Raw genomic sequence first — 24,075 nt, 5'->3', positions numbered from 1 at the left:
TGCGCAAAAATCCAACTGAACAATCACTATTTTTACAAGAGGTCGTTTGAGGTGAAAAATAAAGGGAGCATTCAATGCTCCCGTGTTTTAAAAAAGCCTTCACTTAAGAAGGCCTTTCCAATTACGCTTTGATCAGTTACTCGGCTTACGGCGTCTGATTGAGGCAAACCAACCCAACCCAGCAACCCACAGCCAACCGAGGCTACCACCGCTGCTTTGCGCGGGGACAGGCTCAGGGACAGTCGGAGTCACTGGAGCTGGCGGTTCGACACCATCAGAAATTACCGTCAGGGTAAAACTGGTGCTGGCGATGTCATCCGGATTGAGGCTGTCGTACACTTCAACTGTCACCAGCGTTTCGCCGTGGAAGTTGGCGTCAGGAACCAGATTTATAAGGTCACCATTCACTTCGGCACTGACGTGCTCGGCAGTTACCCTAACTTCATTTGGCACCTTGTCAGCATCGATATACACAACCTTGATACCGTCCAAACGACCGTTCTCAGGCACTTCCATGTCCGCCAGCGACGCTAGCTGGATATTACCCCTGACTTCAAGCTGATGAACAAGCTGTGTCACGCTACTACCCTCAAGGCTGGCATCAAGCGTCAGTGGCAAGGTCTTGCCCATTGCCTTTGGCTGCACTGCGGCCTTGAAGCTGAACTCGACTTCGCTCTGCTCTGGTCCAACGTAATCAAAACACAGCACCAGATCTTCACTGAGCACAGTATCCAGATTGTCGAATCCGAGCATGGTGTATAACTTACCATTTTTCGGACCGGCATTCAGAGAGTACGCAGAGTCGAAACCTTCAATAAAGATGGTGCCTTCTGCGGTATCTGCGCCCAGGTTCTTATAGGCGTAGATCACTTCGTACTTGCCAGGATGATCGTCGATACCGCTGCGCAGTATGGTCTGGAAGTCAAACTCCTGGCCGGTGTACATGTCGGTAACGTTATCAAATTCCAGGAACAGCAGATCACCCAAATCAGGACGATCTTCAGCATACTGGCTGGCAATGGTCAGGCCCCATGGGGCTTCCCAGTGACGGCGATACTTCATCTCAAAGCTGCCACGCCAGAATGGCGCCAGCGCCTCTTCCAGGAAGCCCGGTCCACGGTGGTACTGCATCATCCAGTAACCGGTATTGAACTGCAGCGCGCCCACGGTGTGCATTCTCATGTAACCGGCGTTTTCCTGGTTATAGAGTTTGAACTCGGCATCGGCGTTATAGAACAGCCAATCGATAGGCACATCGTAGTTCACCCAAGCATCGCCCTGCATCCATTCGGCGTTTGGCTGAATACCAAATTCCGCAAACAGATCGATATAGCCACCGGTAGAGTATTCGTCAATGAGAGGGGTATGGCACATCTCATCGGTCAGGTTAGAGGTCACCTTGTACTCACGGGTGATGTTGCGGGTGCTGGCCTGACGACCATTGATGGTCAGGCCCTGCTCAGTGGCCTCGATGGCAGCTTCAACCTCAGAATTGTTGGAGCGTAGGGTCGATGGTGCCAGACGAATACCCTCAGGCATCTGCAGTGTCAGCTGATAATCGCGATCGTTTGATTCCAGATTTGGTGCCAGACGCACAGTCACATCAATCACATCTTCACTGCGGGCCTTGTCCTGGCTTACCGTCCAGGTCAGGGCATCGTCACCACGGCGAATATTGAGTGCGGTAAAACCAAACGAACCCTCAGCGCCCGGGCCTGTGCCCAAATCCATACCACCGTAGTACACATCCCCCTTGGCGGCATCGGCAATGTTCCACGCCAGTGTCAGCGGATAATCGCCATTACCGTCGTGTGTAGCCGGGCCAGACACACTGAGCATGCCACGATCGTCACCAGCCAACAGCACTGCATGTCCGGTCTCCACCTCAAACTTGCCTTCTCCATAAGCCATTGCGGTCGCAAACCAGTACTTACCGGGTGCTGGACTTTCTATGCTGCAAATGTTGTTTTCGGCCTGACTGGAAGAAATACACACCACTTCCTGATCGTATTCTTGCTTAATTGCCCTGTCGTTTTCTGCTATCTCTTCTTCTGATGGTATGAAGCCACCGTTATCGTTCAGGTCACGCCCCACCATGATGAAAGGATGTGGCTTGGTGTAACGAGGGTTCATTTCCTCCAGGGTGCTCGCGTTCTTGGCATTAAGCACTTCCACCACCAAACGCTTGGCGCCCTCCGCAACTTCAACCATCTGAATATCCCAACCCACCTGGATTTGTTCAACATCCAGGAACGGGAAGACTGCCTCCAGCGTCGCATGGGTCACGGTCGGCTTAACCGGACCATAGAAACGAGGCGTCAATGCAGCATAGGCACCGGTATTCATATAGATGGTTTCGCTGCCTTGATTGCGCTGAATGTCCAGATCAAGCGAAACAGGCATGGCATCGGCTTTACTGGCAACAACCACAGGCATATTCAGCACAGGACCCGTGCTGCTCGCTTCAGTGAGGGTGAGCTTACCGTTAAAGAACGCATCTTTATTTTGAATGTGCTCCCAAGGTGCGCCAGGCTCAGAGGGGTTAACATTCGACTGAATAAGACCTGGCACCTTAGCGGTAATCACCAGTGTCTGACTTTGGCCTTTTTTCAGACTGAAAGTAGCAGGGCTAACATTCAGCTCAAAGCCTTCCTCTTTGGCCAGCGCCTCGGCAGACCAACTGCCGTCACGGGTGGCGGTAACGGTACGCATCCAGGTACAGCTCTGCTCACACTCCATTTCCACCATAGATGGAATGTTAAGCCAGTTCGGCAACCCTCCATTGCTGGGATCGGCATTACGGTAATTCGCAATAGCCTCGTCCATAATCAGGCCAGTATTCGCCGCCTGAGCAACATTAATCGCACCGGCACCGGCCATAAAGTTGTAGTAAGGCTCAACGATCTCATAACCCAAATTCAAGTAGACAGGACCGGCCGTCAGCATCAGTGCAGATTGTACTTCGGCCGGGGTCCACTTGGGATGCAGCTGCATCAGCAACGTCATCGCACCCGTCACATGGGGGGCTGCCATCGAAGTGCCACTCATGAAGGTCCAGTCAGAGGCTTCCGGTGATTGAGTAAAGGGCTGGTCATCGGCGTTGGCTGCGTAGATTTCAACACCCGGTGCCACCAGGTCCGGAACCAGGGTATTGTTGGTTCGGCTTGGTCCCATGGAGCTGAAATATGCCAGATTATTAGCCAGTTTCTCGTCCAGAGTATATTCGTTGGTGTAATCAGAAATAGTGGCTGTTGTAGTACCTGGCTCACTGTAATTAATCCAGTTTCTGAGCGACCAGCGGGTTGAATAAGGCACATGGATACCAGGGATCACGTAGGACTCGGCAACCACGTTATCGATGTCGTAACGCACGTTTTGCAAAATAAAACCACCTGCGCCACCGGCGGCAACATTCACCGCTTTTTCCACCCGGGCAATGTCACCGCGCTCACACAGCACGATTTGATCGGCCCTGAAGGTTCCTTCAGGGAAAGGTACATTACAGGACGCCGAGCTGTATTCATCGTACGGATCTGGATCCGGGTAGTCCTCAGCCAGCACTACTTCGCCTGTAATAGAACCGGAGAAGCTCTTACCTTCGATATCCTTGTAGGGTTTAGAGCTCGAATTAACACCGAAGTTGCTTAAGGTTTTGTTACCTGCTTCCAGTTTGCGGTCGTGAGATACAGCTCCCACGGTGGTCACCCAGGGAGAACTGTGGTCAGCGCTCCAGTAGGCTCCGGCGTTACCAGCTGCGGCGGCGACAGAAATCCCGGCTTCACGGGCGGCCAGGAAGGCCAATTCGACAGGGTCACCCCAAGGCAGATTTTCCTGACCACCGATGGAGAAGTTAATCGCATCTACGCCATCGGCAATGGCGTCTTCAAAGGCGGCCAAAATCGCCGATTCAGGACAACCGGCGTAAGGGTCGCCACCATTTCCTGGCCAACATACCTGATACGAGATCACGTGGGCGCGGGGGGCGACACCACTGGTGGAAGCAAAGGTAAATGGCAGGTTGATACCATCGCTTGTTGGCTGTCCGTCGCTTGTTTGCAGCGCAGTATCTTTCAGCTCGTTACCCGCCACGGTACTGGCTGTGTGGGAGCCGTGACCATGATAGTCCTCACCATTGGCCGGACGGATCATCTCAGGTCTCATCCAGGGATTTTCCTGGAACTCAGGTGCGGCATAGACATCGGTAATTTCAGGGTATGAACGAACCCCAACCAACTTGTCGTTACACAGCACTGGAGATTGCACACAGTCACCAACAAAGTTGCCGGGACCAAAGGGATTGAGCTTTGTGTATTCTTCATCGCTGGCAAAGGCCGGATGGTCAGTGTTGATGCCGGTATCAATCACACCAACCAGCATGCCCTCACCCTTGGCAGCAAGGCCTGTGGTGGGATCTTCACCGCGCCATACAGACTTGGCACCGATAAACTCTGGGCCACGGTCGGTGCGCAGTTCAAAAACGCGGTTTGGGGTAATGCGTTTAACACCTGCCTGCTGCGACAACAAACGGGCATCCTGCTCGGTCATCTCAACCAACATTGCGTTGCTAGCCACAGTAAAGCGCTGCTTTACCGCAATGTTTGCACCGGCCGTTTTAGCACGGGACAGTAAGGTATTCTGTTTTGTTTCAAGATAGTTTTGATACTGAGCCGCGTTTTGAGTTTTAACGTTTACTCGGCCTTTACCGATCACGGAACGGTTTTTCGGCGCTGCTGTCGCCGCAAGCCCCGGAATGCCGCCCTGATAGGTCGCCATAGGCTCGTCATCCAGTTGCACGATATACTGCTGCTGTCCCTGGCGACTGGGATCTGGTTGAAAAATTTGTTCTGGTGAACGTGCCTTTAACTGCAGGTTCTTTTGACCCGGCTTGCCGACAAAAATATCGCCATCGAGACTGGCCTTGTGAGTGGCATCGATTTTCCTCACATCGTCAGCAGTAAAGCTTGGCTGATAAAAATTTCCTTTACCAACCGCTACCATACCCGGTGCGGCGGTGCTGGATGTTACTCCCCCGATATAAATGGCTGTCAAACTTGCCAGTAGCGTTTTCCGTGTTAAAAGTTGATTTCTTGTTATATTGGACACGCAAGGTTCCTCTTGTTTTTGGAATTAACTATCCGTGAAAAGACGCAACAACAAGAGCTTGTTTATCCAGTTATAAACAAGTCTTACGCCTGGAATATCTAACTGAAAATAGGCCATAACTTTTTCCTATTTGCCTAAAGGATGTCAAGCCGCACCAAAAAAATCAGGGATTCCCTGATATATGTCCAAAGTCCGAATTGCTAGCTTGAAACCATGGTAGTAGCCCTACCAAAGCCCAAGTTATAAAAGCAAAAAGGATATTTCATGAACTTCAAACTCTACCTGTTAGCGCTGCTTCCCGCGCTGATGTTGCTTGGCACGCCGGTTCAGGCAGCAAAACTCAAACCTCAAAATTTAAAACAACTAATCACTGAGTCTGAAAGCATTCTGTCCGGGCAGGTTCTGTCTGTTACCGACGGGATATCTGAGCAGGGTGTGCCCTACACTGAGGTTACGATTAAGGTGAATAACGCTGCCAAAGGCCAGCACGACAAAAACTCCACCTACACATTTCGCCAGTTTGGTTTAACCAAACCCCGCACTAATGCAAATGGCAATAAGTTGCTTGCCGTCTCTCCCGAGGGCTTCCCCCGCTGGAATGCCAACGAAACTGTCATTGTGTTCATGCACAAGGCAGCAAAGCTGACTGGATTACGTACTACTGCCGGTATGGCTAACGGCAAGTTCGTGATTCAGGGCAGCAAAGTCAGCAATGAATTCAATAATTTTGGCGTGTTCAATGACATCGAGTTTGCTCAAGGCCTGTTGTCCGAGTCAGAAAACTCCATGCTGAAAGCAACCGGCGCCGTTAATGCGGCAGACTTTATGAGCTTGGTGGGTAAAGCCGTTTCCGAGCAATGGATCAGCAATGGGAAGATGAAATAATGAAAATCAATAAATTTACTGTTGCAATACTTGGCATGCTGGGTACGGGCTCTGCGCTGGCTGCCGGCCCCCTGTTAACCTCGGACGACGCCAGTCCCAAGCCCTATGTGTGGGACACCTCAAAAGGGTCCATTCCCGTTTACGTTGATGGTGGCGACGCCTTTACCTACGACTATGATGGCAGCGTGTTTTTATCTATCGATCGCGCCAGAGAAATCACCCAGTTTGCCTTTGACCAATGGAACAATGTTGAAACCTCCACGTTCCGGGCTGATATTGCTGGTACAATTCAAGAAAAAACAGGCATCGCCGATGTGACCGGCGCTAATGCGGCCGAAATCTATACCAAGCAAAATGGTTATGGCTTCTGGGTACTGTATGACACTGATGGCAGTATCCTAGAAGACTTTTTCGGGGTACCGAAAACGGCTGTGCTGGGTATCGCCTTCCCCGAAATTGCAGATGAAAACAACGTGATCATCGAGGCAACCGCAGTAATCAATGGTTGGAACGTCTACGTTAACGATACCGAAGGCAACCAGGTTGCAGGGGTATTTACCCATGAATTTGGTCATGCAATAAACCTGTCACACTCCCAAACCAATGGTCAGTTGGGTTACATCAGTAACACCTTTGCCCCACTCTACCCCGGCGTTGCCGGTTGCGGTGTCGAGCCGATACACGCCTACAATTGGCCGGACTGGTATGGCCCAACCAATCCTGCTGATCCCGAAATAATTGAAACCATGTTCCCCTTCATCAGCCACAACGACGCAGGCGGAACGGCCCAAAGTACTGTCAACGTACTGGATGACAAAGTCTCAATTTCCAATCTCTATCCAACTGACGCTTACAAAACCGGCTTTGGTGCAATTGAGGGCAGACTGCGCCTTAAAGATGGCCAGACCGAATACAGTGGCGTCAATATCATCGCCCGTAACCTCAGCGACCCACTGATGGATGCGGTGTCTGCACAGTCAGGTTACCTGACTCAGGGTAAAGTTGGCCCGGACGGATACTTCAAAATCAACGGCCTCACCCCCGGTCAAAGCTATGTGCTTTATACCGAGGAGATCCATGTTGGCGGATACCCAACACGCCAAATGCCCATCATTTCGGTGGCCGAATATTGGAATGAGAACGAAGGGAGCAACCCGGTTTCTGACAACAAGTGTGATGTCACGCCAATCGTTGCCGAAGCCGGTAAGAGCAAACAGGCCGATCTCACCTTCAACGGCTACGATGACGGCATCAACTTCCGCCCCATCGTCAACGCATTCCTGACCGATCTTGCCAAAAATGGCCGCTCGTCCATGGGAACCATCATGGGTTATGGATTTACCTGGGATGAGACCAAGGGATTTGAAATGCTGCCTGATTATGTCACCGCAGAAGCAGGTCGCATGAACCGTAACGGCACCAAGATCCTGGTGAATTCCGATCACGATCGCAATGGCGTCAGCGCTCCGGCAATCTGGTCTGATTCAAAGGGCGTAATGCCCCTTGGCGACTTCACCGGTAACAGCTGTGGCGGTGGCACACAACATGGTACCGAAGCTGCGTCGGCCTGGGACATTGATGATGCCGGTAACACGGTTGTCGGCTTGGCTTACAAAGATGTCGACGGTAACGGCATGTGCTACGAGTACGATAAGGGTGAGCTGGTTCCTTTCATCTGGACGCCCAAAGAAGGTATGCATGAACTGGACACCCAGGATGTTGACTGGAACATTAACTCCTGGGTACGTGCCCATGCCATTTCCGGTAATGGCGAAGTGGCTCTGGGTTCACTTGATGGTTGGGAAGCAGTCGCCTGGGTAAAAGAAGGGAAGATGATCAATCTGTACCAAAAAGCCGGTGCAATTGAAGCAAATGCCGCTTCTTACGATGGCAAAAAGATAGCCCTGGCCACCGAGACCGGTAACGTACTGCTTTGGGATCACAGCAAGCCTGACAGCAGCGCCTTCACCGATATTGGCGGTCTCAAATGGTGTGAAGACTTGCCATTTATACTGTGGGGAATGAATGTCTGTGAAGACATGGGCATCGATTGGGTACACAGCATTTTTGGTGAATTCGCAGGCCTTGTGCCATTCGACATGAGTGACAACGGTGATGTCATCATAGGCCGTGCCGGTGACTTCTGGGCAGGTTTTGTTGGTGCAATCTACATCAAAGAGCTGGGCTGGATGACGCTGGATAACTTCTTCAGTAAGCAGGGTGTTTTGGAAGCCGAAAACGCAGCCATGAATAACCCGCTGTCTATGAGCGCCGCAGGGTCAAAAATGGTCGGTGGTATCGCTGGCGCCATGATTTCCTTCCATGTCGATATGACGGAAGTGTACGTGTGCGAAAACGGCAACTCCATCAAGACTGGTTTCCCTAATGGTCTTATCAACAAAGTGAAATCCGGCGCGCAATTCGGTCGCTGCGAACACTTGAATTAACAGCAAGATGTCGGGAGACGCCCTGATGGGCGTACTCCTTGACACAGTCGCTGAATCGTCAGGACTCAAGCAGCGCCGGGCTTTGTCAGTTGGCGCTGAATATGGCCAAAGAATTTAAGGAATTAGCAGTGTCAGAGCGGCAATGAAGGAATTGACCTCAAGCACCTTGCTCAATGGGCCTGCTATTTACCACACACTTTCAGGAACAAACATGAAAACAATAAATAAAACCTTATTAGCGCTGGGTATTGGGATGGCAATGACCGCCAATGCTGCCGACGACCGTTACGTTATTCAGGTCGATGCTGAGCATAAAGGCGTGGTGAAAGCCCTTGCCAAAAAAATGGGCGGCGAAATCCACGCCGAAGGCAAGCACTTTTTCTCAGCCACCTTCAGCGGCAAAGATCTTGCGGCCATAAAAGGTCTGCTGAATAACCCACACATCCAACTCATCGAAGAAGATGCCAAACGCCAATTGATGGGTTACAGCGATGATGTTGGCGACCCACGTTACAGCCAGATCTCCCCCTATGCCGTATATCAATCCCAGGCAAACCAGCTCACGCTGCAAGCAAACTCCGGCGTGAAAGTCTGTGTGATTGACTCCGGCCTCGATCGTTCAAACGCTGACTTTTTATGGCAAAACATTACCGGTGACAACGATATTGGCACCGGACAGTGGGACCAACATGGCGGCCCCCATGGAACCCACGTTGCCGGCACCATCGGCGCAGCCGATAACGGTATCGGCGTTATCGGCATGGCTCCCGGCGTCGACATGCATATCATTAAAGTATTTAACGCAAATGGCTGGGGCTACTCGTCTGATCTCGCTGTTGCAGCAGAAAAATGTGCCGCTGCCGACGCCAACATCATTAACATGAGTCTCGGTGGCGGTCGACCAAACAGCACCGAAGAGAACGCTTTTAAAGCATTCACCAACAATGGCGGTTTGGTGATTGCCGCTGCTGGTAACGATGGCAACAATGTCAGAACCTTCCCTGCCGGTTATGAATCAGTGATGATGGTGGGGGCCAACGACGCGAATGACCAAATCGCACCATTCTCCCAGTACCCGGCCTGTAGCATCATCTACTCAGGCAAAAACAATAAAAACAACCAGCAAATTCTGGACACTACCTGTGTAGAGGTAACAGCTGGCGGCGTGGATACCCTGTCAACCTATCCTGCCGATATGGCGGTGGCGTCTGTATTAAACGCCGATGGCCAGGTGCTTGGCTCGTCCGGAATGGGCTACGCTGCACAAGGAAATGTCACCGGTAACGGCTATTACATGGGGCTTGGCAAGGCCACAGACTCCGGGGCCGACGGAAAGGTCTGCTTGATTGATCGCGGCGAAATTTCCTTTAATGACAAAGTCATGAATTGCGAAGCCTCTGGTGGTATTGGCGCCATTATCATCAATAACGTCGCAGGTATGGTGTATGGCACCCTGGGCGCCGACACCACGACCCGTATTCCCGCCGTTGGCGCCACCTTGGAAGATCGCAGTGCTATCCTGGCTGCAAGTGCATTTGGCGTGGAGATAAGCACCTCAGACTACGGCTTCATGAGCGGAACCTCTATGGCGACCCCTGCCGTCAGTGGTCTGGCCGCCGTGCTGTGGTCAAATCATCCGGAGTGCAGCGGCAGCGATATTCGCGACGCCCTGAAAAAGACCGCGTTTGATGCAGGTGCCAATGGCCGTGACGACTACTTTGGCCATGGCATTGTCAAAGTGGCTGACGCGCATCAATACCTGTTAAACAACGGCTGCAAGGCAACCCCCGTCGTGGACATTCAATTGACCACACAGACATACGCCGGCAAGCGCGGCGAACAGGTTGAACTCAATTGGTCCGGCGCAACAACCCGCAAGGTAAACGTGTTTCGCAATGGCGTGATGATGACGGCCACCGCGAACGACGGCGGTTTTGTCGATACGCTCAACAATCCTTATGGCATATACACCTACCATATATGCGAGGATGGCACCGGCAACTGCTCTGATATTTCGAGTGTCACATTCAACTGACAGTCAGCCTGTAATAGCAAGAGCGCCTAAGGGCGCTCTTTTTTATGCTACGTATTACTTCATATGCATCGCTGCCAAGATTCCAGATAACTACCGGGTATTCTGCATAACAATTTAAGAAGCTGCTGCTGGGAGTAACACCTGTACTCGTAGAGAGTGTTTATAACTCAACGCCCAAATTGGCGCTACAATCATCTTCTTTTAGCCGCTTGAGAATGCAGCAATCCCGGACATGATGGGTATCGCAGGCGACCAGCGACGAGAGTGAAGCATCCTGCTTAGCCAGCTCACGCTGGGTCTGTCGAATGCGCTCAAGTTGCTCGGCAATAATGTCATCGACCACGGCGCTGGAGCTGCGAGGGTGTTGCTGCACCTCAACCAAACGGCGAATGTCGCACAGGGCGATATTCAACGGCGGATAAAAATCAAGGTTTCCAGGTCCTGCGGGCCAAGTGACTCTCTGTTCGTGATAAAACAGGAAATAGCAAAGGCTGGTGGATACATTCCTGGCGCTAAAGTATTGCTTTAAGACACATACAGCTTAAATGTTAGCCTTGTACTCATGAGTGCAAGGCTAACAGCAGCTCGTTTGGATCAAGTAGATGTAATTGAGGAAATCATCTCTGATAGTTTTGTAATGGCCTATTTACGCTAATCTAAATAATTATGCTGGTTATAAATCCCTTCAACATCCTTTAGTTTGTGGTTGTGGCAGACTTCATCGGTGATCACTGCACCACATTTTCGATCATCAGAGTTTCGAGCTTGTCACCCCAAGCTTGTAATACTGATAACAGCTCCTCTAAGTAATCATGGTGGTTATAGACTCGCAACATTCCAGGAAGTTGATGACCAACCGTTTTTTCAATTGCCACAATATCGAGTCCCATTTCACTGCATCGACTGATAAAAGTGCGGCGTAAGTCATGAGGTGAAAAATGCTCAAGATTTGACGGAAGGTTGCGTTTGATATTCGAGCGAATTGCGGCAGGCTCTTGCTGTTTATCTAAGGTTGCTTGAGGCCCATACCAACTTCCAATGGCTTGGAATACTATCACGTTGCTCTAGCGGCTGTTTAATAAGGTAATCACTTAATGGCACCTTACGACTTTCTTGGCTCTTCGTGTGCCGCTCTTCTGAGCTCGCAGGCAGCAACCAGAGCTTTTCATCAAAATCAACCTCACTCCAGCGCATTTCAAGTACCGCACTGATCCTTTGTCCGCACCCAAGTAAGAAATTTAATAGCCGAATATTGGCATCATCCATTCGCCAAGAAGGCAAGCTTGTTAGCAATATTTTCAGCTCGGAGAAGCCCCGATTTCGCTTGGTGATTTTCGTTCCCCCTCCAACATCTCTCGCCCTCAATAGCGGCGCAGGATGCGTATCGATCATATTCAACGCTAAGGCATGCTTGATGACCTGATTAATGATCTTGTGACACACCCCTATCGCACCAGCCATCTTCCGACCGCTTTTGTCCACCTTAGCATCAAACACTTTATTGAGATCATTCATTCTCAAATCAGCTAATTTAATGCTACCAATATAAGGCTTTATGTCGCGTAAATAGATGGCTCTTGCTTGAGAACCTCGCAATTGCTTTGATAGCTGCTTCTCATCAAAACTCACAAAAGCATCATCAAATGTTTTAGCTTCCTCTTGCTCGCGATGCTCTCTTAACAATTCTTGCTTGGGATTTTTGTTATTTTCTAGCCAACTACGGAAACGCCCCGCCTCTTTTCTTGCTTGCTCAAGTGTCATCCCCCGTTTCTGGTCTCGACTTGTCGTATCGGCCCATTGATATTTTTTCATGTTTCTTACCAACTTGATAACGAAATGTCCAAGTCATAGTGCCGGTTGGGCGGACGCGAATGTTGAGCCCCTCAATTTTTTATCTGGGATTAGGTACTCTTTATCTTGCGGACTCAATGCTTGTAATGTGGCATTGCTGCTAATTCGCTTTGTTGTCATGAGTAAACCTCAACAATTCTGGGTACGGCGCCGGGTACGGATAAGAGTGATTTTTTATTGTATTCCTAGAGACACCCATGGACAATAAAAATCATTAAACATAGTTAAAACAATATATTGATACACCACCATAGACGAATGCAGACACCTAAAGATTGACTTACCCATACACAGGTCATAAGCATCAAGTGAGCGATTAGCAATTTGACGCAATGCCGCTTCATTTTGCATGCCACGACCTGAGATGATCTGATCTTTTACTAGCTCTTCGGGTGAGTCGTCGTTGATGCCTTGGGCCAACTGAATGGGGTTTTTAGGGATGGCCAACCAACCGCCATTGATGGCGGAATTGCCACCAATAACTTGCATCTTTTCCAACACTAATACCGAGCCTAGGTTCTGACGTTTGGCGTTTAATGCGGCCGATAGACCAGCAAAACCAGAACCCACAACAATGACATCCTGAGATTCATCCCACTCTATTGGGTTACATTCACTGGCCGATACGGTTCCCGGCATGGTGGCGGCTATTCCACCAAATGCGGCACCTGCGCTGAGTTTTAAAAAGTTTCTTCTGTTGTGCATTTGATTGTCCTCTGCATCTCTGTGAGAGCAAGATAGAGGTTCTGCACGTGGTTAAAGGTGAAGTAAGTCACGGCTTTTTTTCAGTGGCAAACTTATTCGTGAGCCAAGTCCCGAATATCTTTTTCTGAATGTTTCATTCGATGGGAATTGTTGCGGGGAGTTTATAGGGGCTAGGCATTTTTTGCGTGAATGTTTGTTTTACGTAATTCACAAAGCCTATCAATAAAGCCCATTTTGCGTGAGGTTTATCCCGATACTCTGAGCATCGGCTGTTATTGAGATCTACTGTGAGGGCATACTTCAGCAAAATATTTATTAAGGTGAAGAGAATGAAATGCCCTACGGATACATTACCTATGATGCGTTGCAACCAGATCCTTGATGCGGCGGAGCAGCTCATTGAGTCTCAGGGCATAGTCTCATTTAAGTTCTCTCAGCTTGCTAAAGAGGTTGGGTGCTCTACTGGCACCTTATATAAGTTCTTTGAGCGCAAAGAGGATGTATTGGTTTGTTTGTTTTTAAGAAGTGCAACTTCGAACCATCTGCCTATTTTTATCGATCAATATCCATCGCTTACCGAGCAAGAGAAAGTGTTACTACCTATCATGTTCACCTTCGAAACCATAAAGCGTTCAAAAAGTTTCTTCACGCTACGATCTGTTTCAGTGAATACCATGGTGTGGCAGTTAGCCAGTGATGAAAAGGTTGAACGTTTTAAAAAGCGTATCAATGCGTTTTGGGGCTGGTTTACCGATGCTCTCCATGCGGCGGTGGCAAACGGCGAACTTGAGGCGACGCCACTCCAAGTTAAAGAATTGGTTCAGGGGATCACCTTCTATTTGACAGGCGCTTTGACGCAATTTGAAAGTCAACTCATCGCGCCAGAGTATCTGTCTAATCGTCGTGAAACTTGCTATCGCCATCTTGCTAAATTGATGGGGCCATATAAATGGCAGCAGCCATTGACCCATGAGCTATTTGATAGCTTAGAGGCGCGTACGGTGAAGTTTTTCGACCAACACTATCGTGATCATATGACCTGTGCTGCATGCAGTGCCCTCTCTCAGGTGAAATTAACTCAAGCGACAAGTTGCGCTCGACATGCCTTAAAAGCGAGTTAAGCTTAACCAAAGAAAAAGCCCTCGATTGGGTCAAGGGCTGGGCCAAAAAGTGTCGTAGTGGTGTGATTTGATGAGCAATATCGCGGCCCGAAAGTGTAAGTGAGTTAACGAGAGCATTGTTAACTCACTTATTATTCGCTATTAACTAGAAGTAATAGCCGAAATTAATGTTGACCCGCTTGTCCCAATCATCGCCCACTTCAGGTAAGCCGACATGGTCGTTGTTTGCAGTAGAGAAGGTCATGTTTTTACCCATGATGAAATCAACCATGGTGTAAGTTGGCCCTGCAGAGATGGCGCAGCCAGTCACATTTTGCATGCTATCGTCGTAGTGACTGTCTGCTACGTCGGGTGTCATTAGGCCAAAGTCGTTGTAACACTTAACGCTGCCCCAATCAGTGCTAAAAGTCTTGGCAATATTGGCACTGTAAGATTGGCCCTTAGAAGCGATCTCATATTGCCAGCTTACCACTGACACCCCAATTTTGTTGTCGTCAGCAGCATCGGCGGCATCGTATTCATACTGCATTGCTTGTAACTGCAGGTTCCAACCTTTATAGCTGCTATCTAAGTGCAGGGCCGCGGCATAACGGTCGCCAGTGTTACCTGTTTTACTGTTATAGATTTGACCGTACTGGACCGAACCACCGATAGTCGTTTGGCCACCCTCATGCTCAGCTGTGTACGTTTGACGAAGGTTAAGTTGGTTGGTTTCTTCGTTATTATACTCGGTGCCATTGATGGTGCCTGTGTAGAGGTCTGTAGCATAACGCTTGTTTTCGCTAGCGCCATACTCAGGGTTTTTATAGAAAGCGAGATCAGTGTGCCAACCATTTTTCTCATAAACAGCTTTGATACCTACATCATGGTCATCTTCAAATCCAAGGTAATACGGAATACCAAACCAGAAGCTATTGGAGATAAATCCTGGATTACCAAACGGAACTTTGTTGATGCCAAACTGCAGTTGCCAGTTGGGGTCTATGTCGTAAAAGCCATACCCATATTTGATGTAGTCAGTGCTAGAGGTGAAACGGTACTCTGCAGCCAGTCCCCAATCTCCCTGTTTGCCATTGAACTTAATAGCGGCCATATCGAAACTGAAATCGCCGCCCTTATCCTTGGATGATTCGCTATAGTCTTTGTAGGCATAATTAACCCTTACAGCGCCCCCGATATCCATACCGTCTTCGGCAGCGACTGGAATCGATAGCCCCACTATGCTTATTGCAGCCATGAGCGCGGAAAGCGCAAAGTGTGTCGTTTTCATCATCATCACCTTAATTCTTTTATTGATTGTTTATCTTTGTTGTTTTTTTGCTTATTCGTGTTGGTGATCTTGCTCTGTACTTGGTGTGCTAATTTTTGTTGGGTATGCGATGGCCTCAATGCCTTTTAGGTGATATCCAGTTTTTGCAAACCCCGCTTGGGCACTCTTTACCCTTAGCGTTCCGGCGATATACATAGGTTGCTGTAGATCGGGTATGGCAATAGGTACATCAAAGGAGACATGGATCAACTGGTTCGCTGGCGAGGGCGGTTTATGGAAGCAGGCACCTTGCTGCGGCGTTAATAGAAAATTCTTAACATAGCCACTGTTCTTGCCATCTAATGGGACCACAAACCCAGGTATGATCACCTTTTTTCCATCTAGAGCAAGGTTGACGTTGGTTTCTACTGGTAAGTCTGCAGCTCCCGGCGCTAGGTTGTGCCAAAGGATTGATATCGCTTCTTCGGCTAATAGGCTGGGGCTAATGAGTAGGCTAATTGCCAAAATAAGTTTTTTCATATTAGTTAATGAGGCCAAGATCACCTGACCTCATTCTCCGCTTAAGCGTTAAGGTTGATTACTTAGATTTTTGAACCACATCCCAGCCGTAACCACCATTCCCTGAACGTACTAACTTGGAGTTAGTGTATGGAATGAAGTCAAACATCAACTGTTCGCCTGGACCTACATCTTGTGGCCACTGGTACTTGAAGGTAGAGAACTTGCCATCTAGCGGGAACCAATACATATAGATCAGATCTTGGTCATCATAGGTGTTTGGTGTGTAGTGCATCGCTTTACTTGGGATTTCGATGTAGTCCCCTGGGCCGAATGGTTGCATACGCTCTTGTGCCCAAGTTAGGCCTTGGCCACTTAAGCCGTAATAACATTCCATTTCACGATGGTAGTGCGGTGCCGCAGTACCCGGCGCCACACGAACCAGGCCGATAACCGTTGGTTCATCGTTAAGCTCTTTCCAGCACATGCCAACTTCTGTTGCCGCAGCACCACCTTCAGGACATGGAATAAGGTTGCTTGGATCATCCACGCGCCATGTTAGCCAGCCTGATTCGTTGGCACCCTTACCGCCATGATCATTCGACTTAATGCTGTAGATATCTTTTTCACCCGATTGTAGCTCTTTAAGATATGCCATCGCTTGCTCTTGCTTACACACCATTGGCATAACCTTGGTTGGCGCATTAATTGTTGAAAGCGTTGGCTTTTCATTGTGCCATGGTTTGTCTGCAGGCTTATCGGCAGCGACTGCACACCCTGTCATCAATACGGCTGAGGCAATTAGTAGTTTTTTCATCATCATTTCCTTTGGCTATTTATCTATTTTCTAGTGTTTGAATTTAGGGTAATCAAAGTTGTGGCAATCCATGCAGATTGCTTGCTTTGGTTTATGTTCTCCGTGACACTCCATACAAGGCGCTTCTTGGCCGTAATGCATGCTGTCATGGGGATTCTGTTTTGCGTCGTGGCCTTCGCGCTTGGTTTGCTCTGCGAGCTCAGCCATGTCGTGGCATTGCAGGCAGGCCTCATCTGACGGGAATCGCTTTGTTCCTTGGTCATGGCAGGTTTTACAACCTGAGTCGTAAACCATGTCGTGGTAGTCGCGTTTATCTCGAGCTTGTACAGAGAGAGCGATACAGCTAGTCAATGCCAGAACAAGTAATAGGTTGAGTTTATTCATGTTAAATCCTTACGCTTCCATGATTGAGCGAGCGGCGGTAACGCCAAACGCCATGCATTCAGGGGTTGAGCATCCACCTAGTCGGCTGACGCCATGGACGCCACCAGAGACTTCGCCCGCTGCGTAAAGACCTGGAATTTTCTCACCGGTTTTTGCTGCAATGACTTCTGCTTTGGTATTGATTTGAATGCCACCTTGGCAGTAGTGCACTTTTGGCCACAGACGCTGCACAATGAATGGTGCGGTAAGGTAGATGCCGGTACTCATGTTCATGCGTTTGCCAAATTGAGGGTCTTCGCCAGCTTTTACATATGTGTTCCAATCGTCTATCTGTTTCTTAAGCGGCTTGAAAGGCACATCAAAGTGCTTGGCGATAGCTTCTACTGAGTCAAATTCCCACGCGACCTTGTAGCGCAGTACATTGTCCATAGAGGGATCTTTTTGTGCTTCGTGCTTAGGTGCAATCAGCAGTGCTGGGTTTGGTTTGCCATCTTTATCTCGGCGTTGAACCTCTAAGTCAGCACGGGTTTTTCGGTCAGCGGTTTCGTTCATGAAACGTTGACCAGTTGAGCGGTCAATGGCGACTGAATGAGGGAAGTTATACAGTGAGAAGCCAGCACCATAGCCAAATCCGCCTTCATCTGGTGATGCCCAGGGGCCAGATTGAATAAAGCTCAAGTGCACGGGCATAGCACCCTCTGCGAGCATGGCGATAAGGCCATCGCCGGTTGCACCACGCGCATTGGTGCAACCCACTTCAGCACCAAGATTTGGATCGAGTGCTTGGCGGAAATTGACGTTGGCACCAAAGCCACCAGTGGCAATAAGCACCCCTTTATCGGCTTTTACATTGATCAGCTCACCTGAGTTTTCGTGACCAAAATGGTAGCCTCGACGCACTTTGATTCCTAAAACCTGACCGTCAGCAGCGGTGATCAAGCCTTCGAACTTATGACGAATTTTGGTTTTTACACCGTAACTGCGTGCGGTTTTCAACATAGGGCGGATAAAGCCAGAACCACTGCGCTCAATCACTTGGTGACTGCGAGTGGCACTGGTGCCGCCAGTATTGATGATGTGATCGCGGTAAATGCAGCCGCAATCTTTGGTGAGTTGGTAGATGTAGGGACCAAGCTCAGCACTATGACGCAGGAGTTCTTCGCTTGCGTAGCCACGGCCGGATTTGAGCTGATCTTGCACCATCAGTTCAGCGCTGTCTTCGATACCCAGCTTCTTTTGTAAGTCGGTATTAGCAAAACAGGCTTGGCCTGCGTTGAGTGTGCTGTTGCCGCCGTAAACACCGAGCTTTTCAAATACTACAATGTCTTTCGCTCCTAGCTTACCCGCCTCTACGGCTGCAGCGAGGCCTGCGAAGCCTGAGCCGACAATAACAATCTCATGTTGCTCATCCCATTTGATATCCGATGGACTGGCATTTGAGCTGAAGGGGACTAGTGCGCCAGCAGCTGCAGCACCAGCGCCTAGTTTTAAAAATGAACGTCTTGTTTGCATTTGTTACCTCCGATTAACTTGGGGTAACAATATGGTTTGTGGGCAAGGCTAATTATGCGCGAAATCACACTTTGGATTGGGGGAGAAAGTTTTATGTGATGATGGTTGAGAAAATGTTTCTTTTAAGTATCTAATTAGTGCTGGGACCATAAAATGGCATGAGATTTATAAGTTAAATGGTATAAATATGCGGTGTCCTAAAGACAGCTGTGAAGCACTACGATGTAATCAACTTCTCGATGAGGCTGAAAAATTAATTGATAATCAGGGTGTTGTGTCTTTTCGTTTTGCGCAGATAGCCAAGCAGGCAGAATGTTCAACTAATACGCTATATAAATATTTTGAATCTAAAGAAGATGTTTTAGTTTGTCTTTTTCTAAGGAATACAACTTCTAGTCGAATTCCAGTATTTATTTCAGAGAACCCTCAATTTAATATTCAGCAATTATCTGTACTGCCTATTTTATTTACTTTCGAAGTTGTTAAAAGAAGCCCAATTTTTAATATTTTGCGAGTTGTATCGATAAATAGTATGTTCTGGCAATTGGCGAGTTCGGAAAAAATTGAAATATTACGTCATCGCGTAAATCTGTTTTGGAGTTGTATTCGAGCGCCTATCGAAGAGGCGGTTGCCCAAGGTGAATTAATGGCAACCGAGATGGACATTAAGGAGTTGGTACAGTCACTGTATTTCTTCTTAGCGGGGGCGACATCCTCTTACGAAAGCCGGTTGATGGATGAGTGTTATTTTACTCCCGATGATGAGACTGGTTTTCGCCACATTAGTCGTTTAATGAACCGCTATGCGTGGAAAACACCGATCACCCAGGAGATGATGTGCGATATGGTGGTGAGGATCAGCGAGTTTCTCGATAGAGGGGAAGGTAAGGTTCGAACCTGTGAAACCTGCTTAGCGACCGGTAAACGTCATGATTGCCGAGGCTAATCTTGCCTCATTTTTTGCTATAAAACTATTCACTGATAAGGTCATTAACATACGTTGGCCTGAATCAGTGTGTGGTGCAAACCGTCTCATCATACTTTTCGTTTAACTGTTTCAAAATCTGTACTCCTTTCTTGATGAAGACTTTGATGACAGCCCCCATTGTGCTTGACTTTATAGCGGTGCATCCATAGTCTGCTTATTCAGTAATCAAGGTGGTATGCAATGCACATAAACTATAATTTAAAACCTGCGTCTGAGCGCCGTACTGAGCAGTTTCAGCCTGAAACCAATGTTGGATTCGGTAATTTAAGAACTGATCATATGTTTTTGATGGATTATCGCGATGGGGAGTGGCGTGATCCGAGAGTTGTCCCATATGGACCTTTTGAGGTCGCCCCTGGCGCGATAGCGCTGCACTATGGGCAGTCAGTGTTTGAAGGTGCCAAAGCCTTTATGCATGAAGATGGTGAAATATATACTTTTCGTTTAGACAAAAATGCCGAGCGTTTAAACCGCAGCGCGGACATTATTTGTATTCCAGCGCTTCCAGAAGCGATGCAGCTTGAAGGCATTAATGCCTTAATTGACGTTGACCGTTTGTGGTTTCCAATGCAAGAGGGCGCGTGTCTTTATATTCGTCCCTTTATCTTTGCCACAGAGGACCGTCTATCTGTCAGCCCAAGCCAGCAATATACTTTTTGCGTGATGTTGAGCCCAAGCGGCGCGTATTACGCAGATGGTTTTGATAAGGCGATTCGCTTGCTGATCACTGAACGCTTTCACCGTGCGGTGTCCGGTGGTACGGGGGCCTCTAAAGCCGCTGGTAACTACGCGGCATCGTTGAAAGCCGGTAAGGCAGCAGCAGAGTATGGTGCAGCGCAAGTGCTCTACCTTGACGCTAACAACAAACAGATTGAGGAAGTGGGTGCAATGAACCATTTCCATGTGCTCAAAGATGGCACCATTATTATTCCTAAATTTACCGACACCATTTTGAAGTCAATCACCTCGCAATCTATTTTGGATTTGGGTGAGGTGCTGGGCTGTGAAGTGCGCCAAGAAACAGTGATGTTGGATCAGTTTATTCGTGATATCGAGTCAGGTGAAATCATCGAAGCGGGTGGATTTGGCACCGCTGCCGTTGTCTCGCCGGTGGGCTCTTATATCTTTGAAGACAACCGTGTTGTGACGGTCGGTAATGGTGAAGTGGGTGAGCATACTCGCCGAATTTATCAAGTGTTAACCGACATTCAAAAGGGCAAGCGTGAAGGCCCTAAAGGTTGGATTCAACACGTTGAGCGTATCGTGGGTTAATCCAGTAAGTATCTGGTTAAAATGCTATTTTACTCACTTAAAAGGCGTTGATGGCGCCTTTTTTATTGGCCGTGGGATGGGGTTTTAAAATGAGAAAAAGCCTCGCCGGAAGGGTGGGGCGAGGCTGTCTCATGTCAATGGCTACCAGTTCAACACTCGATAACCATGAACCCTGTGTCGAGGGCTCGGTATACCAACGGCATCAATAAATCACGCATCTATTGAATGACATTTGTATGACTCGTGCACTCATTAAAATTTGGATAATCATTTTTCTATTGGCTTTGCTGTAATGTCGCTAAGCGTTTCTCTGTATTCTTTCTGCCCTGCTCAATATGGCGTCGCATTAATAAACTGGCTAACTCACCATCTCGCTGGGCAATCGCTTCGACAATGCGCCGATGGTCAGCCAAGGCCTTGGTCGGCCGGTTGATGTTGGTGCATTGATAACGATACATTCTCAGTAGGTGATAAAGACCACCAATCAAGGTTTCTTGAAGGTGTTTACTCCTACTGGCCTGAATGATTCGATAGTGAAAATCCACATCGCCCTCTTTTTGAAAGAAGGTATCCCCAGCCGCTAATGCCTGCTCTTGTTTGACGAGCAGTGCCTCTAACTGTGCGAGTTCCTCTTGATTGATATGTTGTGCCGCAAGCTCACAGGCCATGCCTTCTAATACGCTGCGCAGTCGATATAAATCGTTAAGCTCCTCGATTGTTAATTCTGCAACCCGCGCGCCAATATGGGGTGTTCTGACAATGAGGCGTCGTCGCTCTAGGGTGAGCAGTGCTTCTCTTGTCGGCCCGCGACTCATTCCATATTGCTCAGCTAATGCTTGCTCATTGATTTTACTGCCTGCAGCTAACTCGCCCTTAATAATACTGGTTTGTATTGCAAGCAAGGCCTTATCAGCCAAGGTTGCACCAGATTTTGTCGGGTGACTTGTTTGATGCTTGGACAGGTTCAAATGATTCTGCTCTCGGTTTTGTGTGCACTGGTAAAATTAGAGCGACACATGTCTATTGTCAACAATCTAACTGTTAGACATAAGTCGCAATGGCTTTGGTTGGTGATTTAAGTTGTTGTTTTTTTTGGTTGTAGATGATTTTTATTGTCGAGTTCAAGGTGGGTTGTATAGCTTGTTTATGGCTTTATTGTTGACAATTTTTTGTGCGATAATAAAAAAGTCGCCCTGAGGCGACTTTGTGTGGCTGCCCTCTAAGAGGCAAAGATTAGTGAGACTCTATTGCGTCCGATTCTTGTTTTGAACCAGAGAGTTGCTTAGAGTTGTACTTGAGCAAAATTTGATGGATCTGTTCATCTTTTTGTTGCCACACGCCATTAAGCCAGCGTTGAAATTGTGCGCGACAATCAGCGTCACTAAAGTATTTAGCATCATCGACTTCAGGTACTGGCATGGTCTCAATGCGCACCACAATGCGTTTTATTTTTCCGTGCATCACTTCAGTTAGTGTGTCATCTGCAGAATCTGGATACACTAAAGTCACATTGAGTAAGCTGGTAAACTGTTCGCCCATTGCTGAAATAGTAAACGCGATACCACCGGCTTTAGGGCGAAGGAGATAGCGGTATGGAGAACGCTGACGGGCATGTTTCTCTTTGGTAAAACGGCTGCCTTCGACGTAGTTGATAATAGATGTAGGCATGGTTTTGAACTTCTCGCACGAACGACGAGTCGTTGCTAAATCTTTTCCTTTCAGTTTAGGATTCTTACGCAACTGCTTAGCGCTAGTACGGTTCATAAATGGCATATCAAGCGACCAACAACCTAACCCCATGAAAGGCACCCAAAGTAGCTCCTTTTTTAAGAAGAACTTTAACATTGGGATGTTATTGCGCAGGACATACGTGAGCGCAGCGATGTCGAACCCGCTAAGATGGTTGCTAATCAGTAAATACCAACCATCTTTCTTAAGCCCCTCTAAGCCCTCAATATCCCATTCTATCTTGGCGATAAGATAGAGAATACCGCCATTGCAGGTCGCCCAGCCCCACATAAAGCGGTTCATGATGATGGTTATTATTCGTCGAAATCCAGCAATAGGCACCAATAGTTTTACTAAGCCACCAACACAGATCAAACTGCTCCATAGTACGGTATTTATCACCAGCAACAGTGAACTCAATGCAAATAAGATGGGGCCTGGTAAAAAATTTAACATCTTTCTGAAATACCTTTGTTTAGTACAAACTATTGCTTAGCCAATTTCTCTAATGTGAGATCTTTGTCTTTCCAAATTTGGTTAAGCTCATTTTGGAAACTAATTTTAAACTCTCTATCATTCATATAGTCACCGCGCATGGCTGGGGCGATTTCAGACACTTTAATGTCGACTCTAACTTGTTTCACTTGGCCAGAAATATATTCCCAATAGCTAGGGGTTTTACCTGGATAGTAAATGGCAACATCAACCAGCTTGTGGATCTGTCCGTCCATGGCTGATAAGGCAAATGCCATTCCGCCCGCTTTAGGCTTGAGTAACCGTTTAAATTCAGAGTTTTGCTTGCGGTGCTTTTCGGCACGAAAACGTGTGCCTTCGACGAAGTTCATGATACTGACGGGTTTAGATTTAAATTTAGCGCACGCTTTACGGGTGATCTCGATATCTTTCCCTTTGAGTTTAGGGTTTTTTCGCAGTTGTGCGCTGCTGTAGCGTCGCATGAAAGGAAAATCTAATGCCCACCAAGCAAGGCCTAGTACCGGCACATAAATCAGTTCTTGTTTGAGGAAGAATTTTAAGAATGGGATCTTATGATTGAAGACTCTCTGTAGCACAGGGATATCCACCCATGACTGATGATTTGCGATCACCATATACCACTCTTTGGTCGAAAGTTGTGCATCACCTTCAATAATGATTTCAACGGGATGAAATATGCGCTCGATAACCGTATTGACACTTATCCATGCTGTGGCGCAGTGATCAAGTAGATAGCTACAAACAGTTCGCAGTGGCGTAATAGGGATAAGTTTTATTATACTTACCAATAAGATAGGTATTACCCAAAAGATGGTATTAACGATATAGCAGCTAAAAGCTATGCTGCCTCTTATCCGTGATAAAACCGAGCCCATTTAATTCCCCATTAAAAATTCGGAGACCTATGTTACTCGCCCTAGCGCTTGAGCTCAATGATCACGTGCTAACCTCTGTGCCGATATGG

General features: G+C 48.1%; 18 protein-coding genes and 1 pseudogene. 6 read left to right on the top strand and 13 right to left on the bottom strand.

The window, feature by feature from the left end:
• Window positions 1–132: 132 nt before the first annotated feature.
• Window positions 133–5,103: a S8 family serine peptidase gene (locus tag L876_RS0109580; protein WP_248674556.1), complete on the bottom strand. Its 4,971-nt coding sequence runs from the start codon at window positions 5,101–5,103 to the stop codon at window positions 133–135.
• Between the two features lie 264 nt (window positions 5,104–5,367).
• On the opposite strand from L876_RS0109580, the gene L876_RS0109575 reads away from it, so the two are divergent.
• The 3 genes from L876_RS0109575 to L876_RS0109565 all read left to right on the top strand — a co-directional run bounded on the left by L876_RS0109575 (window position 5,368) and on the right by L876_RS0109565 (window position 10,470).
• Entirely contained in the window at window positions 5,368–5,988 is a 621-nt protein-coding gene (locus L876_RS0109575) for a hypothetical protein (protein WP_028763605.1), read from the top strand.
• Window positions 5,988–8,435 carry a zinc metalloprotease gene (locus L876_RS0109570; protein ID WP_028763604.1) on the top strand — a complete coding sequence of 816 codons (2,448 nt, stop codon included), beginning with the start codon at window positions 5,988–5,990 and terminating at the stop codon, window positions 8,433–8,435. The genes L876_RS0109575 and L876_RS0109570 overlap by 1 nt, the downstream gene beginning before the upstream one ends.
• 211 nt (window positions 8,436–8,646) lie before the next feature.
• A complete protein-coding gene (locus L876_RS0109565; RefSeq protein WP_028763603.1) occupies window positions 8,647–10,470 on the top strand; it encodes a S8 family serine peptidase in 1,824 nt (607 codons plus the stop codon).
• Between the two features lie 160 nt (window positions 10,471–10,630).
• Here the strand turns inward: L876_RS0109565 and L876_RS21490 are convergent, their stop codons facing one another.
• From L876_RS21490 to L876_RS0109550, 4 genes and pseudogenes are all read right to left on the bottom strand, one after another.
• Window positions 10,631–10,882: a MerR family transcriptional regulator gene (locus tag L876_RS21490; RefSeq protein ID WP_248674554.1), complete on the bottom strand. Its 252-nt coding sequence runs from the start codon at window positions 10,880–10,882 to the stop codon at window positions 10,631–10,633.
• Window positions 10,883–11,198: 316 nt separating this feature from the next.
• The gene (locus L876_RS22955; RefSeq protein ID WP_211237658.1) at window positions 11,199–11,528 is read right to left on the bottom strand and encodes a tyrosine-type recombinase/integrase; all 330 of its coding nucleotides are present in this window, start codon (window positions 11,526–11,528) and stop codon (window positions 11,199–11,201) included.
• Complete coding sequence (locus tag L876_RS23180; RefSeq protein WP_211237657.1) at window positions 11,473–12,282, bottom strand: tyrosine-type recombinase/integrase; 810 nt, start codon at window positions 12,280–12,282, stop codon at window positions 11,473–11,475. Before L876_RS23180 ends, L876_RS22955 begins: the two co-directional genes overlap by 56 nt.
• Window positions 12,283–12,594: 312 nt before the next feature.
• Window positions 12,595–13,026, bottom strand: a pseudogene (locus L876_RS0109550) (FAD-dependent oxidoreductase); the annotation flags it as partial.
• 329 nt (window positions 13,027–13,355) lie between these two features.
• Between L876_RS0109550 and L876_RS0109545 the strand changes: the two are divergent.
• A complete protein-coding gene (locus L876_RS0109545) occupies window positions 13,356–14,147 on the top strand; it encodes a TetR/AcrR family transcriptional regulator (protein ID WP_028763601.1) in 792 nt (263 codons plus the stop codon).
• Between the two features lie 145 nt (window positions 14,148–14,292).
• Here L876_RS0109545 and L876_RS0109540 read toward each other — a convergent pair whose 3' ends face one another.
• The 5 genes from L876_RS0109540 to L876_RS0109520 are packed head-to-tail and all read right to left on the bottom strand — an operon-like array spanning window position 14,293 to window position 18,628.
• Complete coding sequence (locus L876_RS0109540; RefSeq protein ID WP_028763600.1) at window positions 14,293–15,423, bottom strand: hypothetical protein; 1,131 nt, start codon at window positions 15,421–15,423, stop codon at window positions 14,293–14,295.
• A gap of 45 nt (window positions 15,424–15,468) precedes the next feature.
• Window positions 15,469–15,936, bottom strand: coding sequence for a DUF3299 domain-containing protein (locus L876_RS0109535; protein WP_028763599.1), 468 nt, complete (start codon window positions 15,934–15,936; stop codon window positions 15,469–15,471).
• A 58-nt stretch (window positions 15,937–15,994) separates the two neighbouring features.
• Window positions 15,995–16,732, bottom strand: coding sequence for a cupin domain-containing protein (locus tag L876_RS0109530; protein ID WP_248674552.1), 738 nt, complete (start codon window positions 16,730–16,732; stop codon window positions 15,995–15,997).
• Between the two features lie 30 nt (window positions 16,733–16,762).
• Window positions 16,763–17,116 carry a cytochrome c3 family protein gene (locus L876_RS0109525; RefSeq protein WP_028763597.1) on the bottom strand — a complete coding sequence of 118 codons (354 nt, stop codon included), beginning with the start codon at window positions 17,114–17,116 and terminating at the stop codon, window positions 16,763–16,765.
• A 9-nt stretch (window positions 17,117–17,125) separates the two neighbouring features.
• Complete coding sequence (locus L876_RS0109520; protein ID WP_028763596.1) at window positions 17,126–18,628, bottom strand: flavocytochrome c; 1,503 nt, start codon at window positions 18,626–18,628, stop codon at window positions 17,126–17,128.
• A gap of 187 nt (window positions 18,629–18,815) precedes the next feature.
• Here L876_RS0109520 and L876_RS0109515 point away from each other — a divergent pair, with 187 nt between their 5' ends.
• Together L876_RS0109515 and L876_RS0109510 are read left to right on the top strand one after the other, a co-directional pair.
• Entirely contained in the window at window positions 18,816–19,574 is a 759-nt protein-coding gene (locus L876_RS0109515) for a TetR/AcrR family transcriptional regulator (RefSeq protein ID WP_028763595.1), read from the top strand.
• A gap of 222 nt (window positions 19,575–19,796) precedes the next feature.
• Complete coding sequence (locus L876_RS0109510) at window positions 19,797–20,888, top strand: branched-chain amino acid aminotransferase (RefSeq protein WP_028763594.1); 1,092 nt, start codon at window positions 19,797–19,799, stop codon at window positions 20,886–20,888.
• Window positions 20,889–21,163: 275 nt separating this feature from the next.
• Here the strand turns inward: L876_RS0109510 and L876_RS21480 are convergent, their stop codons facing one another.
• From L876_RS21480 to L876_RS0109495, 3 genes are all read right to left on the bottom strand, one after another.
• Window positions 21,164–21,856, bottom strand: coding sequence for a GntR family transcriptional regulator (locus L876_RS21480; RefSeq protein WP_051413056.1), 693 nt, complete (start codon window positions 21,854–21,856; stop codon window positions 21,164–21,166).
• 265 nt (window positions 21,857–22,121) lie between these two features.
• The gene (locus L876_RS0109500; protein WP_028763593.1) at window positions 22,122–23,072 is read right to left on the bottom strand and encodes a 1-acylglycerol-3-phosphate O-acyltransferase, YihG family; all 951 of its coding nucleotides are present in this window, start codon (window positions 23,070–23,072) and stop codon (window positions 22,122–22,124) included.
• 29 nt (window positions 23,073–23,101) lie between these two features.
• Window positions 23,102–23,986: a 1-acylglycerol-3-phosphate O-acyltransferase, YihG family gene (locus L876_RS0109495; RefSeq protein WP_028763592.1), complete on the bottom strand. Its 885-nt coding sequence runs from the start codon at window positions 23,984–23,986 to the stop codon at window positions 23,102–23,104.
• Window positions 23,987–24,075 lie beyond the last annotated feature (89 nt).

The organism is Shewanella colwelliana ATCC 39565 (genome assembly GCF_000518705.1).
In the GTDB taxonomy this organism is placed as follows: Bacteria; Pseudomonadota; Gammaproteobacteria; order Enterobacterales; family Shewanellaceae; genus Shewanella; species Shewanella colwelliana.
This window is presented reverse-complemented; position numbering and strand designations above follow the sequence as displayed.